The 17,399-nt window shown below is 67.2% G+C and carries 18 protein-coding genes; 6 read left to right on the top strand and 12 right to left on the bottom strand.

Annotated elements, in window-relative coordinates; translation table 11 throughout:
- Window positions 1-36 precede the first annotated feature (36 nt).
- Complete coding sequence (locus ACJH6J_RS22700) at window positions 37-1,203, top strand: ankyrin repeat domain-containing protein (protein WP_318984820.1); 1,167 nt, start codon at window positions 37-39, stop codon at window positions 1,201-1,203.
- On the opposite strand, the gene ACJH6J_RS22695 is transcribed toward ACJH6J_RS22700, so the two are convergent.
- The 7 genes from ACJH6J_RS22695 to ACJH6J_RS22665 all read right to left on the bottom strand — a co-directional run bounded on the left by ACJH6J_RS22695 (window position 1,140) and on the right by ACJH6J_RS22665 (window position 7,641).
- Entirely contained in the window at window positions 1,140-1,970 is an 831-nt protein-coding gene (locus ACJH6J_RS22695; protein ID WP_212814464.1) for a PaaX family transcriptional regulator C-terminal domain-containing protein, read from the bottom strand. The genes ACJH6J_RS22700 and ACJH6J_RS22695 overlap by 64 nt on opposite strands.
- 91 nt (window positions 1,971-2,061) lie before the next feature.
- Window positions 2,062-3,273: a saccharopine dehydrogenase family protein gene (locus tag ACJH6J_RS22690; RefSeq protein WP_212807923.1), complete on the bottom strand. Its 1,212-nt coding sequence runs from the start codon at window positions 3,271-3,273 to the stop codon at window positions 2,062-2,064.
- Window positions 3,270-4,340, bottom strand: a complete 1,071-nt coding sequence (locus ACJH6J_RS22685; RefSeq protein ID WP_212807922.1) for a S9 family peptidase — start codon at window positions 4,338-4,340, stop codon at window positions 3,270-3,272. Before ACJH6J_RS22685 ends, ACJH6J_RS22690 begins: the two co-directional genes overlap by 4 nt.
- A gap of 78 nt (window positions 4,341-4,418) precedes the next feature.
- On the bottom strand, window positions 4,419-5,165 hold the full coding sequence (locus ACJH6J_RS22680; protein WP_212807921.1) for a DAPG hydrolase family protein: 747 nt from the start codon (window positions 5,163-5,165) through the stop codon (window positions 4,419-4,421).
- Entirely contained in the window at window positions 5,162-6,502 is a 1,341-nt protein-coding gene (locus ACJH6J_RS22675) for an FAD-binding oxidoreductase (protein ID WP_406804556.1), read from the bottom strand. The genes ACJH6J_RS22680 and ACJH6J_RS22675 overlap by 4 nt, the downstream gene beginning before the upstream one ends.
- Before the next feature lie 78 nt (window positions 6,503-6,580).
- Window positions 6,581-6,976 (bottom strand): hypothetical protein, encoded by a 396-nt coding sequence (locus ACJH6J_RS22670; protein ID WP_138247598.1) that lies wholly within the window; start codon window positions 6,974-6,976, stop codon window positions 6,581-6,583.
- Window positions 6,976-7,641 (bottom strand): O-methyltransferase, encoded by a 666-nt coding sequence (locus tag ACJH6J_RS22665; protein ID WP_267324441.1) that lies wholly within the window; start codon window positions 7,639-7,641, stop codon window positions 6,976-6,978. The genes ACJH6J_RS22670 and ACJH6J_RS22665 overlap by 1 nt, the downstream gene beginning before the upstream one ends.
- 85 nt (window positions 7,642-7,726) lie before the next feature.
- On the opposite strand from ACJH6J_RS22665, the gene ACJH6J_RS22660 reads away from it, so the two are divergent.
- Window positions 7,727-8,731 carry a DUF4331 family protein gene (locus tag ACJH6J_RS22660; protein ID WP_406783912.1) on the top strand — a complete coding sequence of 335 codons (1,005 nt, stop codon included), beginning with the start codon at window positions 7,727-7,729 and terminating at the stop codon, window positions 8,729-8,731.
- 101 nt (window positions 8,732-8,832) lie between these two features.
- Here ACJH6J_RS22660 and ACJH6J_RS22655 read toward each other — a convergent pair whose 3' ends face one another.
- The 4 genes from ACJH6J_RS22655 to ACJH6J_RS22640 form a co-directional block, all read right to left on the bottom strand.
- Window positions 8,833-9,324 (bottom strand): TIGR04338 family metallohydrolase, encoded by a 492-nt coding sequence (locus ACJH6J_RS22655; protein WP_406783913.1) that lies wholly within the window; start codon window positions 9,322-9,324, stop codon window positions 8,833-8,835.
- Window positions 9,321-10,070, bottom strand: coding sequence for a DUF2786 domain-containing protein (locus ACJH6J_RS22650; RefSeq protein WP_406783914.1), 750 nt, complete (start codon window positions 10,068-10,070; stop codon window positions 9,321-9,323). The genes ACJH6J_RS22655 and ACJH6J_RS22650 overlap by 4 nt, the downstream gene beginning before the upstream one ends.
- A 76-nt stretch (window positions 10,071-10,146) precedes the next feature.
- Window positions 10,147-11,175, bottom strand: a complete 1,029-nt coding sequence (locus ACJH6J_RS22645) for an alpha/beta hydrolase family protein (RefSeq protein ID WP_406783915.1) — start codon at window positions 11,173-11,175, stop codon at window positions 10,147-10,149.
- On the bottom strand, window positions 11,172-12,011 hold the full coding sequence (locus tag ACJH6J_RS22640; protein ID WP_406783916.1) for an alpha/beta hydrolase: 840 nt from the start codon (window positions 12,009-12,011) through the stop codon (window positions 11,172-11,174). The genes ACJH6J_RS22645 and ACJH6J_RS22640 overlap by 4 nt, the downstream gene beginning before the upstream one ends.
- A 60-nt stretch (window positions 12,012-12,071) precedes the next feature.
- Here ACJH6J_RS22640 and ACJH6J_RS22635 point away from each other — a divergent pair, with 60 nt between their 5' ends.
- From ACJH6J_RS22635 to ACJH6J_RS22625, 3 genes are all read left to right on the top strand, one after another.
- Window positions 12,072-13,103 (top strand): sigma-70 family RNA polymerase sigma factor, encoded by a 1,032-nt coding sequence (locus ACJH6J_RS22635; RefSeq protein WP_060999196.1) that lies wholly within the window; start codon window positions 12,072-12,074, stop codon window positions 13,101-13,103.
- A gap of 101 nt (window positions 13,104-13,204) precedes the next feature.
- Entirely contained in the window at window positions 13,205-13,507 is a 303-nt protein-coding gene (locus ACJH6J_RS22630) for a DUF732 domain-containing protein (RefSeq protein ID WP_406783917.1), read from the top strand.
- Window positions 13,508-13,680: 173 nt separating this feature from the next.
- The gene (locus tag ACJH6J_RS22625) at window positions 13,681-14,808 is read left to right on the top strand and encodes an NDMA-dependent alcohol dehydrogenase (RefSeq protein WP_406804555.1); all 1,128 of its coding nucleotides are present in this window, start codon (window positions 13,681-13,683) and stop codon (window positions 14,806-14,808) included.
- A 69-nt stretch (window positions 14,809-14,877) separates the two neighbouring features.
- On the opposite strand, the gene ACJH6J_RS22620 is transcribed toward ACJH6J_RS22625, so the two are convergent.
- On the bottom strand, window positions 14,878-15,765 hold the full coding sequence (locus ACJH6J_RS22620; RefSeq protein WP_406804554.1) for a helix-turn-helix transcriptional regulator: 888 nt from the start codon (window positions 15,763-15,765) through the stop codon (window positions 14,878-14,880).
- A gap of 215 nt (window positions 15,766-15,980) precedes the next feature.
- Here ACJH6J_RS22620 and ACJH6J_RS22615 point away from each other — a divergent pair, with 215 nt between their 5' ends.
- Window positions 15,981-17,267, top strand: a complete 1,287-nt coding sequence (locus tag ACJH6J_RS22615; protein ID WP_406804553.1) for a hypothetical protein — start codon at window positions 15,981-15,983, stop codon at window positions 17,265-17,267.
- Window positions 17,268-17,399: the final 132 nt, after the last annotated feature.

The following is a 17,399-nucleotide window of genomic DNA, read 5'->3' as shown; positions in this document are numbered from 1 at the left end:
CGATTCGCGGACGCGGGCGCATGAGAGGAGGCCGTCATGGCCAGCACACTGCCCACCAATCCGTCCCTGGACAAACTGCGCGTCGAAGCACGCACGCTGCAGCGGGCGAACGGCATCGCGCTACACGCCGCCCAGCTCGCCGTCGCCCGTCGGTATGGCTTCACCGGCTGGCCCGCACTGGTGCACTACCTGCGGCTGGCCGCGGATCTGAGCGTCGACCCGGGCGCCGTCGACGAAAACGCCCTCGACCCCGCTGACCGGTTCTGTTCGTGGGCGGTGTTGCGGTACGACGAATCCGACGCCCCGCCGCGCCGGCAGTCCGCTGTCGAGCTGCTCGCCGCCGAACCTGATGTGGTTTCCCGCAGTGTCTGGGCCGCGGCCGCGGCCAGTGATCCGGTCGCGCTCGCGGAGCATCTCGCCCGTCGCCCGACACTGGCCGGCACCGGCGGCGGTCCGTTCGGCTGGGTGCCCATGATGTACCTCTGCTACTCGCGGATTCCCTTGGGCCGCAGCATAAATGACGTCCTGGCCGCCGCGACGCTCCTGCTCGACGCCGGAGCCGATCCGAACGGCGGTTACCTGTGGTGCGGCATGTCGACGCCGTTCACGCTGTTGACAGGGGTGTTCGGCGAAGGCGAGCAAGGGCCGCGACGGCAGCCCCGGCATCCGCATGCCACCGAGCTCGCGACGCTGCTCCTGCGCCGCGGGGCCCATCCGCTTGATCAGCAGACGCTCTACAACCGGATGTTCCGCCCGGACGATTCGCACCTGGAGCTGCTGTTCGCCCACGGTCTCGCCGACGCCGGGCCCAGCCCGTGGGAGCGACGGCTGGGCGAGGCGATGGAGACCCGAGAGCAGCTGTGGCAGCGGCAGATTCGCTGGGCCGCCGAGCACGGGTTCCGTGATCGTCTCGACCTGCTCGCCCGGCACGGCATCGACGTGTCGGGCGTCGAACTCGTCGCGCCGACCTTTCCGGATGATCCCAACGCCCGTGACGATGAGGGCGCGACGCCGCTGCACCACGCCGCGTGGGAGGGCGATCTGTCGCTGATCCGGCGGCTGCTGGAGGCGGGCGCCGAACCGTCCATCACCGACGGACGGTTCGGCTCGACGCCGTTGCAGTGGGCCGAGCACGCCTATCAGACGGAGGCGGCGGAACTGCTGCGCGCCGCGACTTCGGACACCACTTCCGAGTACCACTGAAACAGCTTGATGCGTTGCGGGGCATCGCTTTTGAGCAGTTCTGCCCAGCATTCCGCGACCTTCGCGCGGGCTGCGACGCCGATCCACGGCTGTGGCAACAACTCTGGCGGCAGCAGCGGGTCGGGCTCGAGCGCGCGACTGAATTCGGCGGCCAGCTCGATGGCAGTGGTGAGCTGCGCGGTCGGGGCGGCGCCCGGCAAGGCGGACAGTGCGCGTTCGGCGACGGAGAGCAGTCGCCGGTGACGTTCGGCGATGTCGTCCAGGGGCCACAGGAGGCCCGCGACGGCTCGCGGCTCATCGGTGCCTCCGACGGCCAAATCCGCGGTCGTGAGCGTGGTGACGTGATCGGTGATCGCCAATTGTTCTGCCGCGGCAGCTATCTCGCTGTCCCAGTCGTTCGGGGAGACGTACAGACCACCTTGAATCGCGGCGCCACCGAGGCGCACGATCGCGTCACGCATGGCGTCACGCGCCGACCGGATCGACTCCGGAACGGCGAACGCCACGACGTGCCAGCGCCCGTCCCACGGGGCGTCGCCCCGGTCCTGGGCGTACATGAGCCGGAGGTAGTCGAGGTCCGGGGTGATGCTGCTGCGCAGCTCATCGGTCGCCCGCAGCACCGCTTTCCGCCCGCGTCCGTCTTGGACGAACTGCCCGTCGGCGACCAGTCGCTTGATGCACAACCGCACCTGCTGGTCCGTCATCCCGAGTTCGCCCGCGACGTCGTACAGCGCACCGGCGTCGATGGTGGCGTCGTCCCGCAGCATGCTCTCGACGAGAGTGCGGGTCGGCACTTCGATGGGTGCGTCCAACGGTCAGCTCCTTGTGCCGGCGGTACGACGCGCGGGGCACCCAAGTCTAGGCACGCTCGTCCTGTTCGACGATGACGAGCGGCCGGCCGTCGGGCTGATCGAGTTGGTTAGCCAGGTCGGCGAAGAATCGCGGCGCGTCGATGACGGCGTCGGGCGGGTGCACTCCCGGGCGCCGCGCGGTGCCGTCGACGATCTGCGCCAGCCCCAACACCAGCGGGATGCCCGTGGCCCGGGCCATGTCCCCGAACAATCCAGCCGCGCTCCCGGACAGGTCGAGGTGGGTCAGCACCGTGCGGTCGCGTCCGGCGCGGGTGCCGGACACCGCGGCGAAGAACGGCGGTAGCGTGCCCGGACCTTTGCTTCGCCACGACAACGGCACAGATCGTAAGTAGTGCAACAGGTTCGGTTTCGCGAACTGCAGTGCTGCCGTCTCGTGGGTCAGTCGGCGCCGGTCGGTGTCGCGACGCAGCACATCGAGGTAGGCCAGGGTCTGCGGCCGCATCACCATGAGGTTGACGGCCTCGCCGGTGAGTCCGAGCGTGCGCCGCAACGTGATGGGCTCGGGATGCCCGACCGTGTACGCGGTGCCGCGACGGCCACCCGGCAGGGTCAACCCGACCGCGCGCAGCGGACGCTCGAACGTCAGCTGTCCACCCCGGACGGTGCAGATTTTGCCGCTGCTCTGCAGCATCCAGTGCACGGCCGCGGCCGACGGCCGGCCGTCTGGGCCCAACAGCACCTCGCCCCCATCGCCGCCCGTCCCGGACACGTCGACCGGCCATGCGGTGTAGGCGTCGCGCACCGTGTCGAGTTCGGCGGCCGCCGTGGCGACGAGCAGGTTGCTCACACCCGGGCTGGCCCCCATTCCGATGACAGCGCAAACGTCTGCGGCACGGGCGGTTTCGTCGAGTTCGAGCATCTGCACCGTCGGTTCCCAGTCGTCGCAGATGTCGACGTAGTGCGTGCCCGTCGCGATCGCGGCGCGCAGCACCGGGACTCCGAAGCGGTAGTACGGCCCGACGGTGTTGACGACGAGATCCGCCTGGTCCAGGAGCCGGCACAGGGCCACCTCATCCGTGACGTCAACCTGGGCGGCACTGACCCGCACCGGCGCCTCGGCGAGTTGTCCGCACAGGCGGTGTGCGGCGGCACCGTCCCGGTCGGCGATGACGATCTCGTCGACCCCGGGCAGCCGCGCGGCGAGCCGGACAGCTACGGCACCCATCGCGCCGGGGCCACCCAACGCGAGGATCCTCATCGGGCCTCCTTGGCGGCGGGCAGTTCCTGAACGTAGCGCCGCAGATTGTCGAGGTAGCTGGGCGCATAGATCTGCCGGGGCGCGAAAGTTCCTATCACATAGGCTTTTACGCTGTCAGGATTGCTTTCCAGGTCCTCCTTGGCGAGGCTGTGCGAGGCGTGGGGATAGGTCTGGACCGTGAGCAGATCGGGTCGCACCAGCGCGCGATAGACGCGTTCGGTTTCGGCCACGTCGACGTTCCGGTCGTCCTCGCCGAGCTCCAGCAGCACCGGGACCGCGAGACGCGGCAACGTCGCGCTGACGTCCGCACGGTAGTTTCGCGCGACGAATCCCCAGCGGTCCGCGGACATCGGCGACGCGTCGATGTCCGCCATGCGGTACTCGTGATAGGTCGCGCCATTGCGCAGCAGCTGATTCGTCCGCTCCCGTCGGGCCAGGGCCGCTGCCAGTTCCGACTGCGGCGCCGCGCGTGCCCGCAGCTCGGCCCGCAGGTTGTACTCACCCTGCCGCATCCAATTGATCGCCGGCCCAACGAGAATCATGAACTGCAGGTCGGGTTTGCGCACTGCCACCTCGGGCGCCACCCAGCCGCCCTGACTGATGGCCCAGATGCCGATGCGGTGCGGATCGATGTCGGCCCGGGTGCGGGCCCAGTCGATCGCGGCGCTCGTCTCGTCGGCCCGGTCGGCCAGGCTCTGGTTCAGCCAGTTGCCGGGCGCGCCGTCGACGCCGGGCTTGTTCCACGACAACGACGCATAGCCGGCCTCGGCGAAGGACTCCCAGATGGGCCGGTAGAACGCGTCGCGGCTGGCATCGGCGGGCCCGTCGCCGTGCACGAACACCACCAGGCCGAACGGTCCCTTCCCCGTCTTGGGCAGGGCCAGCACACCGTCAAGGGGCTGCGCCGGCGCAGGGATGGTGACGCGCTGCTCGCGAATGGCGAAGTCGTTGGCGTACAGCACCCAGCCGCCCGCCGGAACCACGACCGCGACGACACAACCCCATGCGATCAGCGTGCGACGCACCCAGGCAGGACGGTGACGACCGATGGCAGAACTATCATTCATTCCACGATCGTAGCCTAAGTGATAGTTAATCGAGAGTGGCGTCAGCCACTCGGACTGCGGAGACTCCTCGCTCGCGGGCTAACCGAACTGCGCGTGGAGCTCCGGCAAGAAGCCGGCCAGGTGGTTCATCTCCTGCGCGCAGTGCACCAGCAGATCCTGCGGGTGCGGCAGCTGACGCGCGGCAAGAACCCGAAAAGCATGGTCCGCCAACGACTTACCGGCACGGAAGCTGACGTGCTGCCCGCCCATCCAGAATCGGGAGCGCATCTCGGCGCCGTCGGGTGTCGGCCGCACCTGATGAACAAGCCAACCGATGTCGACCGGGATGTCCGGCGAGCCGAGGCGGGCGACGATGGCCAGCCCCGCGTGCCCTTGTGACTCGGGGTCGACGAACTGGATCGCCACCGAACTGAGCGCCGAGCCGAGATACTCCTCGACCAGCGAGGTCCGACCGACATAGGCCACGTCGTCACGGCCGTCGCGCCACTGCGCCGATACATGCGCCCGCGGATGCCACAGCTTGTAGCGGCGCGCGTCGCAGCCGTGCCAGCCGAACCACCAGTCCCACATCTGCGGCGTCACGCCCGGCATGTCGGTGCGCACGGCAACGGTGTACCCGCCGTCCGACAGGGTGCCGTAGCCGTTCTCGGTCTGCTGATAACCGTCGGCGGCGAGCGGTTCGTCGAAGTCCGGCAGCACCGGGCCGGCCTGCGGCCCGTGCTCGAGCGCCTCCACCACATGGCGTGGCAGCGCCGCCATCTCCGGATTGAAGAACCTGCCGAACGGTGTGTCCGCGTCGTCACCGCGGTAACCCAGGTAGCTCATGTCCGTCCCATCCAGGCGTAGAAGCGACCCTCCGGGTCATATTGTGCGCGCACCGCATCCAGTCGCGCCATGGCCGCGTCGGTGGCGAACCGGGCCGGCCGGGCACCGAGGTTCTCGTCGGCCAGCTGTATCCCGGTGGCCAGGTGGGACATCGCCGCCATGTTCGATCGGGCCCAATCGCCGTATTTTTCGTCATCGGCTGCGTCCTGCCAGCCGGCGTAGAGCGCCAGGTACACCTCGTCTTCCAGGCTGTAGGCCATGTCCTGACGGGCGGGCGACGGCCCCCAGTTCAGCCACAGGAAATGCGACGGATGCGGTGGCATGGTCTCGAGGATGTTGCGCACGCCCGGCAACAACTCGGCCGTCGACGCCGACGTCCACATGTTGTCCGCGGCGTAGCGGTGGTCGCTGAGATAGTTGCTCATCACCGCGTCGTACCAGGTGGGCAGGTTCGTCGGTGCGTACGGCACGGCCATCAGGGCATGCGGGCGCGCCGGGCACGTATCCAACAGTGCCACTGCATCTTTCGCTTCATCGTCGCTGTCGGCGAACACCGGTGAGGCCAGCACGATGCCCGGCGTATCCAGCCCCGAACTCGGCATGGCCCGGGAGGCGACGATCTGCAACTCCACCCGGCGGTCCACGTCGGCGCTGATGGCGCGGGCCCACGCGTAGATCTCGTCGGCGGCCGCGAAAGGGTAGACGTACAGGCTGCTGCCGCACACCGCCGGCTTCGGATGGAGACGCACGTGGAACGCAGTCACGACGCCGAAGAAGCCGGGACCGGATCCCCTTGCTGCCCAATATAAGTCGGGGTGATGCTCGGCGTCGCAGCGAATCTGCTCACCGGCTGCGGTGACCACGTCGAGCGCCAGCACGCTTTCACACGCCGGCCCCAGCACGCGGTTGTTCCACCCGTAGCCGCCCTGCAGCAGATAGCCACCGAGTCGGACACCCCGGCAGTGTCCGGATGGGAAGAACAGGCCCTGCTGCTCCAGTTCGGTGGCCAGCACGCTGCCACCTTTTCCGGGACCCACCACGGCGATCATCGCGTCGCGATCCACCCGGCACGTGTCCAGCCGGCTCACGTCGAGCAGCATGCCGCCATCGCGCAGGTGGTTGGCCGACCAGCTGTGTCCGCCCGATCGGATGCCGACCGCCAATTTGTTCGCTTGGGCGTAGCGGACCGCCGCCACCACATCAGCCGTGCACGACGCCTGCACGATGACATCCGGAAAGCGCTGCGGCACACGGGCATTCCACACCGTCGCGCAACGCGCATCCTCATATCCCGCGTCGCCGCGGCGGAAATGTCGGACCTCGGCCAAAGCTGTCACCGCAACTCCTCACGCCTCGACGCCCCACCGAAACGTAACACCGGGAATCAGCGACTGCGTCAAATTCGCGCTGCGGATCTACGCGGCCGTGAGCACCGCCCGACTGCCGACAGGATTGGCGAGCGGCACGACGATCGTGCCGGGCATGATCATCATGGTGCAGACCATGTGTTCGCGATCCGACCGCCGGCCGGCCGTCAACGTGACCACCACGGTCTGGCCGGTCTCCGCCGCGGTGGCGTGTACCCCGTAACAGTCGGGCGATCCGAGCGAAATGTTCAGCGCCACGGCGGGTTCCGGGTCCAGCCGGCTCCAGGACTCTGCGGCCAGCGGATGGGGGTCGACGATCGCCGGATCGTCGACGAACGTCGTGCCCGGCGAGACGGGCACCTCCGGTAGCGCCGGCGCGTCAGCCGACGCCGTCGGCGCGAGGCCGACGGCCAACACGAGTCCCGCGGCGGCGACCCTGAGCACTACTTACCCACCCGGGCCACGGCGAAGCCGTCCCAGCCCTTGGCGCCGACCGTCTGGATGGCGGCAGCCTCGAGACGCGGGTGGTTACCCAACAGCTCGAGCATGTTGCGCACGCCTTGCGCCTGCAGATCATCGGCGGCCGGATCGAGCACCCGGCCCATGCGCGTGACATTGTCGACGACGATCACCGCGCCGGGCGCCGCCAGTCGCACCGCCCAGTCGACGTAGGCAGTGTTGTTCTCCTTGTCGGCGTCGATGAAGAAGAAGTCGAACTGCTCGCCGCGCTCCGCCAGCTGCGGCAGGGTGTCCAGCGCCGCTCCGACCAGCACCTCCACCTGATCCGCGACGCCGGCCCGCTCGAAGTTGGCGCGCGCGACGGCGGCGTGTTCCGGGGAGTACTCCAACGTCGTCACGCGGCCCTCGGCGCCGATACCGCGCGCGAGGTTGATGGTGCTGTAGCCCGCGAGTGTGCCGATCTCCAGCACCCGGGTTGCGCCACTGATGGTCGCCAACAGCGACAACAACTTTCCGTGCTGGGCAGACACCTCGATGGCCGGCATACCGGCCGTCACGGCCGACTGACGCGCCGCGGCGAGTACGTCATCCTCGGTGTGCAGCACCCGGTTGAACATCTCGTCGACAGCCTGCGGTTCGGGTTGCGTCATGGCCCCAGGTTAGCGCGGGAGAATCAGGTCCCCAGATTGGCCGATTCCCCGTCGGCGGGGCCCGCCGACCACTTGAATGACGGCTATGTCAAATCATTTCACGGGCCTCAGCCTCGGCCCGCCGCTGGGCGACCAGCGCCTGGACCTCTGCGATCTGTACGCGTTCCAATCGCCGGCCGACCCGGCGCGCACGGTGCTGATCCTCAACGCCAACCCCAACGCCGACACGCTGCATCCCGATGCGATCTACCGTCTCGCCATCGACAACGACGGCGACCTGCGCAACGACATCGCATTCAGCTATGTCTTCTCGGAGCCGGACTCGGGACGGCAGACCGTCGATGTCTACCTGGCAACCGGAGAGGCCGCTGAGTCACCGGAAGCGGTGGGCGACAAGATCTTCGAGGGCGTCGAGGTGGCGTTCGGCAAGGAGCCGGCGATCGCGGAGTCCGGCGACTACACGTTCTTCGCCGGCGCCCGCAGCGACGCCTTCTTCTTCGACTTCGACGGCATCAAGAACCTGTTCGACATCAGGGGTGGCCGCAACTTCACCGCCCTGCACCTCAGCGGCGAATTCCCTTGGACCGGAGTGGATTCCAACACCCAGGCCAACGTGTGCTCGATGGTCCTGGAACTGCCGACCGCGCAGCTGCTGGGCACCACGCCCGACATCCGGATCTGGGGCCGCTGCAGCGTCCGCCGCGACGGCACGCTGCTGCACGTCGACCGGGCCGGGCACCCGTCGGTCAGTAGTTTCTTCAACACCGATGACACCAAAGAGGAGTACAACGCCAGCGAGCCGGAGCACGACCGGGACCGCTGGATGCCGATGTTCGTGCACCTCCTGGGGCACACGGGTGGTTACACCGATGAGGAGGCCGTCGCCGCGGTCGACGCCGAGGGCATCCTGCCCGACATGCTGACGTTCAACCCAGCACTGCTGGCCAAGTACCCGAACGGGCGGGTGTTCACCGATGACGTCATCGATTACCGGCTGGCCTCGCTGACCAAAGGCGACTGCCCGCCGTCGGGCTTGAGCCCGCACACCGACACCCTGCAGGTCTTCCCGTATCTGGGGCCGCCGCATTAGGACGGCACTGGAAACGCACGCTCGCCGGCCGCGAGCGTGCGCGGACTACACACCGAACGCGGCGTGTCCACGTACAAACACGGACGCTCGCGGGAAAGGGGTCAGCGCACGCCCTCTTTGGCGTACACCACCCGCAGGATGTGCCCGACCTCCGGGCCCATCACCATGTCAGCGAGCTCGCAGAATGCCGCGGTGAACACCGGCCCGTGCGGCGGCACCGCGGCGGACAGGTGGTGCGCCACCTCGTGCAGGACGACCAATTCCCGCAGCGCCCAGGTGGATTGGCGTTCGGGGACGGCGATGACCGCGCCACCGGCACCGGATTCGTAGTGCGCGGCCGTCACTCCCCGGCGCGCCCGCACCGCCACCGCACCGGCGTCGGGCCACCGTGCCGCCACCGCCGGCATGGCCAACACTTGGTCGACATAGCGCCGCACCGCGTCGAGGGATCCGAACCGCGCCTCGGGCGGCAACGTCAACTGCGTCCCGAAGAACTCGACCGCCCGGTTGCCGCGTTCCCCGGCGCGGTCGAACAACGTGCGCACGAACTGCTCAGCGGCATACACCGCGGACCGTTGTACGTCGCGGGTCATCGCTCCAGAGCCGTACGCGCCCCGGACAATTCGGGACTCGGCCCCAGCCGCGCCCGGCGCCCAGCCCGGTCCCCGGCCCGCCGCGCTGCCGACGAGTAGCCCGCCGAAGCACTCGTCGCCCGCCAGCTCCCCCGCGCCTGCGACGTCTTCTTGTAGAACGACACCAGTTCAAGATCCTTGTTGCGCAACGCAAGCGCCGTCCCGGGCTGGTCGGCGCGCTCGGCCGTCGCCGCCTGCCTGGCCTCCTCCCGCGCATCGACCAGCCGCTGCCCGACCCGGGCGCCGAACGCCAGCTGGAAGTTGAGCCGGGCGGTGATCGTCGGCGTCGGCCGGTGCGCACCCGTCGAGATGTACGCGTCCGACGACTTGACCATCTGCACCACCACGCTGGCGTACAGCGCGTGGGTGGCGTCGATGTCCTCTGCGAATCCGTAGGCGTAGACGAACGTCGAGTTTGACGCGATGTCGCATTTCACGTCGTTGGCCCGGGCGATCAGCACGAACAACTGCACGAACGTCCGCAGCCCCCGGGTGCCCGCCTCGCCGATGGTGACGGTGCGCTGCACCGGCTCCTGCGCCGCGGTCCGGGTCGCCGAATGCGCCCGCGCCACCGCCAGGTCGATCGACGTCGTGGTGGCCAGGCGCTGCGCGGCCGCCATGAACGCCTCGGCCTCGTGCGCATTGTCGGTGTTCTCGGCCTGCCGCAGCAGCGCCGCGATCCGTGCCAACATCCTGTCGTCACTCATGGCGCCAACCACCTTGTCCGACAAGAACTTTCAGATTCATAACGCTTGATTTATCCCCCATGGCGGCAGTGTACGGCTACCGTCCGACAAATCCGTCCAGCGCGGTGATCAGCTGCGGAGACAGCGGCGCCTTGTTCGCGTAGTTGGCGACGTTGTCGGTGGGATCGTCACGCAGCACATGACTGACGCCCTTCAGCGGGACCACGGTCAGCGCGGTGTGCGCCAGCGCCTTGATCAGCGGCTGCTCCGCCTCACAGAACGCCTGCACGTCCGAGTCGGAGCAGGTCAGCAGCACCGGGGTGCCATTCGGGACCTCCGCCGCCAGCGCCAGCGGGTCGATGGCGTCGGCCTCCAACACCACCTTGGCGTTGCCGGGGTTGAGGATCGCGCCGAGGCCTTCGGGCAGCTTGGCCGGAGGGACCCCGGTGGCGCGCGTCGTCGCGACGGCCGCGGCCCAGTCCGCCAGCACCTGGTCGGCCTGCTCCCGGGTCTTGGCCCCGGCCTTCACGTCGGCATCGACCGACGCCCGCACCCGGTTGGTGATGACGTCCAGATACCGTCCGGCCAGCGGCTGCAGCAGCGCTAGCGACCGGATCTTGGGTGCGCCCGCGCCGGTGTCGGTGGCGAGCGCCAGCGCATGCACGGTGCCTTCGCCCAAGCCGTACACCGAGATTCGCGACGTGTCGGTGCCCTTCTGGGCGGCCAGGAACCGCACGGCCGCCTTGGCGCCGGCGGTGTAGACGGCGCTGCCCACGTCGCGCAGGTTCTGTGCGTGCGGCCCGACGCCCGTCTTGCCGGTGCCCACCTTGTCGTAGCGCAGGCTGTCGACGTTCTTGCCGGACAGGTACTCGGCGAGCTGCCGCATGTTGCCGACCTTGCCCGCGACGGCGTTGTCGCCGTTGCGGTCGGTCTGACCGCTCTCGGAGATCAGCAACACCGACGGCGCCGCGGCGGCACCGGGCACGTGCCGGTAGCTGCCGTGGATGGTCAGACCGTCGGCGACGAAGGTGACATCCTCATCGACCCAGTCGGTCCGGGCGTCCGACCCGCAGGCCGCCACCGCCAGCACCGCCAGCCAAACCACCAGGCGGACAGCCCATTTCACAGGCGCACTTCGATCCAGCTCACGACGTCGTCGAGCACCACTGCCTTCTCGGGCTCGTTGAACACCTCGTGGTACAGCTCCGGGTAGACCTTCAGCGCCACGTCGGACGAGCCGACGCACTCCACCAGCTTGCGGCTGCCGGCCACCGGGACGAGCTTGTCCTCCTCGCCGTGCACCACCAGCAGCGGTGCGGTGAGCGCGGCGGCGCGCTGCGGCATGGTCTCGCCGACCCCGATCAGCACCTTGCCCACCCCGGCGGGCACCTTGCCGTGGTAGACGAGCGGGTCGGCGTTGTAGGCCGCGACCACCTCGGGATCACGCGACACCGCGTCGAACGGCAGGCTCTGCGCGGGCAGCCCGGGCAGGATGGAGCCCAGCAGCTTGGCCGCCAGCGCCAACGGCAGGCCGACCTGGGACCGGGCGTCGACCGCGGGACCGGACAGCACCATGAGGTGATAGTCGTCGGGGTGCTCGACGCCGTACGCGAACACGATGCCGCCGCCCATGCTGTGGCCGAGTACGACGCGCTTCAGTTCGGGGTATTCGGCGGTCGCGATGCCGACCAGGTGGTGAAAGTCGCCGGTGTACTCGGAGATGTCTCGGACCAGCACGCGCTTGCCGCCCGAGCGGCCATGGCCGCGGTGGTCGAGCGCGAAGGTGATCAGACCGGCCTCACCGAACCGTTGCGCGACATGGTCGTAACGACGCGCGTGCTCACCGAAACCGTGGGATAGCACCACCACGCCCGTCGGGTCGGTCTCGGGCACCCAGACGTCGTAGACGATCTTGGTGCCGCCGATACCGTCGAAGCTACGTTCGCTGCGGGTCGTGGCCATGGAGAGACAATATCCGGGGTCCGGCCCGGGCGCGTCCGTCGCCGCCGTGACGCCCGCCGGATGTCACACCCCCTGCGTACCCTGGGTCACGTGAGTGTCCTCAGAGAAGACGCGGCAGCCGCACCGGCACTGTCCAGGGATGCGTTCCTGGCCGACGCCCAACGGCACCGGCGCGAGCTGCTGGCCCACTGTTACCGGATGACCGGTTCTCTGCACGACGCCGAGGACCTGGTGCAGGAGACCTACCTGCGGGCCTGGAAGGCCTACGACAACTTCGAGGGCAAGTCGTCGGTGCGGACGTGGCTGTACCGCATCGCCACCAACACCTGCCTGACTTCATTGGAGGGCCGTCAACGCCGGCCGTTGCCGTCCGGGCTCGGCCAGCCGGCGGCCGACCCGCAGGCCGAGATCACCGAGCGCACCGACACCGCCTGGCTCGAGCCGCTGCCCGACGTGCATGACGCACCGGGTGATCCGCAGACCATCGTCGGCTCCCGCGAGTCGGTGCGGCTGGCGTTCATCGCTGCGCTGCAACATCTTTCGCCGCGGCAACGCGCGGTCCTAGTGCTGCGCGACGTGCTGCAGTGGAAGGCCGCCGAGGTCGGCGAGGCCGTCGGCACGTCCACCGCCGCCGTCAACAGCCTGCTGCAACGGGCGCGCGCCCAGCTCGACGCCGTCGGCCCCAGCCAGGACGACGTCCTCGTCGCACCGGAGTCCGACGAAGCCAAGGACCTGCTGGCCAAGTACGTCAATGCCTTCGAGTCGTACGACATGGATGCGCTGGTCAAGCTGTTCACCGCCGATTCGGTGTGGGAGATGCCGCCGTTCGACACCTGGTACTCCGGCCCGCGGGACATCGTCGAGCTGTCCCGGTTCAAATGCCCTGCCGAGCACCCGGGCGACATGCGGTTCGTCGTCACCACCGCCAACGGGCAGTCCGCCGCGGGCATGTACATGCGCAACCCCGAGACCGGCCGGCACGAGGCGTTCCAGCTGCACGTACTGGACATCAAGGCCGACGGTATCTCGCACGTCGTCGCGTTCATGGACCCGACGCTGTTCGAGAAGTTCGGGCTCGCGCCCAGCCTCTGACCGCTACCCGAACGGTAGGGATCTCCCTTATATCTCCACGTGTCGATCGCCGATACGTTCAGTGGCACAGCCTCGTGACCCGCTGACGAAAGGGATCGATCATGAAGATCGTGTTGCTCGGTGCCGCCGTGATCACCGCAGCCACTGCCGTTTTGGCGGCGCCGGCAGCGACCGCGAGCCCCGGCTCGTTCCTGGAGGAAATCAGCATCAACGGGGCCACCCTGCCGGGCAAGACGCCCGACCAGATGGTGGCGGCCGGCCAGGGCGTCTGCAAAGACCTGCGCGGCGGCGTCACGGTTCTCGACGAGATGACAGTGGTCGAGAAGGCGTACGCCTTCAACCAGGGCGCGCTGTTCGTCAGCGCCTCGACGACGCACCTGTGCCCCGACTTCGCGGCCGGGTAGTTCAGCCCGGGCGCGGCGTCGACGTCGGCCGGGCGACGAGCGCCGCGGGACACTAGCCACCCTAGTCTGCAGGTGACTGGCGAGTAGGTTCTTAGTTACCATCTACGCAGGTCAGAGCGCCTCTATACCATCATTCTGGAACGTGTTCTTACTTTGTGGCTATGATCTTCGTCATGAAGACCAAAGGTGCTCTGCTGTGGGAAGTGAACTCCCCGTTCAAGGTCGAGGAGATCGACCTCGGTGACCCCGTTGCCGACGAAGTCCAGATTCAGATGCATGCCGCGGGCATGTGCCACTCCGACTACCACCTGACCACGGGCGCGACCCCGATGCCGCTGCCCTGTCTCGGTGGGCACGAGGGCGCGGGCGTCGTCACCAAGGTCGGCAAGAACGTCACCGGCATCGAAGAGGGCGACCACGTCATCCTCGCGTTCATCCCGGCCTGTGGCTCCTGCCCGCCGTGCATGAAGGGCTTCCGCTCGCTGTGCGACCGCGGCGCCGTCCTGCTGGGTGGCAAGTCGATCGCCGACGGCACCAACCGCATCCACACCGCCGGCGGCAAAGAGGTCGCGGCGATGAACCTGCTGGGCACCTTCGCGCCGTACATGACGGTCCACAAGGATTCCGTCGTCAAGATCGACAACGACATCCCGTTCGAGTCCGCGGCCATCATGGGTTGCGCCGTGCCGACCGGCTTCGGCTCGGCCACCAACGTGGCGCAGGTCCAGCCCGGTGAAACCGTCGCCATCGTCGGTGTCGGCGGCATCGGCATGAGCGCGCTGCAGGGTGCGGTGATCTCCGGCGCCAAGCACGTCATCGCCATCGACCCGAATCCGTGGAAGCGCGACCAGGCGATGAAGTTCGGTGCGACGCATGTCTACCCGTCGATGGCCGAGGCCATCGCGCCGATGATCGACCTGACCTGGGGCCTGATGGCCGACAAGGTCATCATCGCCGTCGGCGAGATGAAGGGCGAGTACATCGAAGAGGCCATGATCCTGACGGCCAAGACGGGCACCTGCGTCGTGACCGGCATGGGCTCGATGATGGACGCCGACGTCAAGCTGAACCTGTTCCTGTTCACCATGCTGCAGAAGACGTTGAAGGGCAACATCTTCGGTGGCGGCAGCTCGCACATCGAGACCCCGCGCCTGGCCGCGCTGTACAAGTCCGGTCTGCTGAACATCGACGACATGATCACGCGGACCTACAAGCTCGAGGACATCAACCAGGGCTACCAGGACATGTTGGACGGCAACAACATTCGCGGTGTCGTCACCTTCGACGAGTCCGACTGGTAATTGTTCTCGCGAACAGCCGAAGCTGCCCCTTTTCCGCGGAGAAGGGGCAGTTTTGTGTCCTGGTCACGATCACCGGGCGTTCCGATACGCACTGGGCGATACGCCGACGCGCTTCCGGAACGCGGTGGCGAAGTGGTTCGGCGTCGAAAAGCCAACTGATGAGGCAATTTCGGCGATACTCCTCGCGCTGGACATCAACAGCATCTTGCCACGGTCGATCCTCAAGTCCAGGAGGAACTGGTACGGCGTGGTGTGAAAGGCCCGCCGAAACGCGCCGATGAAAGCGTGCACCGGCATTCCCGCCAACTGCGCCAGTGCATCCAGATGAATCTCGGAATCCATTTCTTCGCTGAGGAAGTCGACGAGCCTGGAACGAGTCTGGGCGTCGAGGTGCCGATGCCCTGGTTTCCTCGGTGCCGTCGCGGTGTACTTCTCGCAGATCAGCAGGCGGGTGGTTTCAGCCAACGAGTGGGTGAGTAATCGCGCCATGGCGTCGTCACGGTCGGCAACGCTGTAAATTTCCTCGACCAAATGGTGAATGAGCCTGTCCCGGTACTTGATTCGGGGCAACAGTGCCGTGTCGTCGATCACCCCGCGCGGGACGGCAATCTCACAAATGCCGGCGACATCGCCTTGGACCAGCGCCGCACATTGAACGCCCGCCGGCTTCCACCAGACGTCTCCCGCCGTCGGCGGCACCTGGCCCGATGGTCCCCAGTCCAGCGCGGTCTGGATGGAATGCATGGCGCCACCGCGATATACGTACACCAGATGATGCGTGTCACTGAAGCTGCACCAATCCGTTGGCGCCGAGATGCGCTCCGTGGAGAAGGCGAACGACAGCCCGCGCGCCGCAACATCCTCGCGCTCCAACACTATTCGCGGCGTAAGCGGGCGGTCGCCGTCCCACGGCTTCATCCCCATCGGAAACCCCACTGGCACATCAGTTTCGATCACACGGTCGGCGGAATGCTAGGCCTTCCGAGAGAAACCGTGGCCGGTTTTGCAAACCTACCTTCTAGTAACTTCGCCCGGCTTGAATATTTGAAAAGCCCCACAGAATGTGAATGCACATCTGCGGTTCAGTCCGTACTTTTCGGGCCGGTCAGTGACAGCTGACCTCCTCGACTGAACCAAAGGAAACCGAGTTGAGTCTCGCTCTACGTCCGTATATGAACGCCGGCGTCGCGCTCGTCGGCGCCGGCGTCATTGCCCTCTCCCCCGTCACGGCTTCCCCAGCGGCCGTTCATGTTCCGGCCCTGCCCTCTGCCGCAACGGTCGAACTCACGGCATTCACCAACCCGCTGGAGACCTGGGCGTCGGTTGGGCAGGCGACTGTGGGCAATCTGCTGGACATCGGTCATTACCTCGTGGCACACCCTGCGCCGATCCTCCAGCAACTCATCGCAAACCGCATGACGGACGCCAACACGTTGGGCACTATTCTTCAGACCGTCGCGACAGGGCTTCAGGGATGGCTCAGCCCCTGGAGCCCGGATGGTATCGCCCACTACGCGCGTGTTGCGACCGATCAAGCCCGCGCAGGCGACCTTCGAGGAGCGACCGACAGCTTGTACAACGGGATCGTCAATGGGTTCAAGTTCAAAGTAGGGCTGCCGTTGCTGGGCACGCTCGCCATCTGGCAGAGCGTGGCAAAGGACGTGTACACCATCGCCACCGAACTGCCGTACGCTCTCGCCATCGGGCCGTTCCAGTACTCTTTCACCGCCATCAAGACATTCCAGATGGCAGTTGGTGACACCCTGCAAGGGTTCGGCGACGCGCTCAAGGCGCGCGATCTCGTCACCGCGGCGAGCTTTCTCATCAATGCACCGGCAGTGATAACCGGCGCAGTCCTGAACGGCTATTCCTATTTCGACACCGCTGGGGTCCTGGGCGAGGACGGCGTGATCAATCAACTGATCAGATATACGCGCGAAAGGGTCGCACAGGCTCTCAAGCCCAAACCAACTGCAGCCGTGGCACCTCGATCAGATGTTGACTCGGCAATTTCAGACTCGACTGCCGCATCGGCGATCACTCCGTCCACCAATCCTGCAACCGCATCGTCAGGGACGGCGGTCCCGACGAAGCCCGGTTCAGCTCCCGCGCCGGCGAATTCGACGAAGAGCGAATCGACGTCAACAGCAATTGACACGACCGCAGCCGCATCGACAACAACCAGCCAGGAAGCTGCGGTTCCAGTCGCCAAGCCCGTCGCCGGCCCCACACCGACCCAAGCAGTCAAGGACGTCGAAAAAGCTGCGGCGAAGGCGATCTCGACTGCCGGTAAGCAGATCACATCTGCCACCAACAAGTTCGGCGAGGATCTGAAGAAGACTTTCACGAAGCCCCGCAAGCCCGCCAAGACGGATGCATCGACCAAGCCGACAAAGCCCGACTCAGACAGCAGTGGCGCGAACAAGGGCCAGAAGGCCAGTTCGGGGGCAGCCAAGTAGAGATCGCACCCGCGAACGCCCCCAATTCGGTTCGAGATTGGGGGTTTTCGCACGATGAACCATCCCGCGTTTGATGCGCACCTCCTTCCTTGGGAAGGTGCATGTCATGCCGAGCAAGTACGACCCGGAGAC

It is taken from the genome of Mycobacterium sp. SMC-18 (genome assembly GCF_045310895.1).
Classification (GTDB): domain Bacteria; phylum Actinomycetota; class Actinomycetes; order Mycobacteriales; family Mycobacteriaceae; genus Mycobacterium.
The sequence above is the reverse complement of the archived record's forward strand: the minus strand, read 5'-3'. Positions and strand labels throughout refer to the sequence as shown.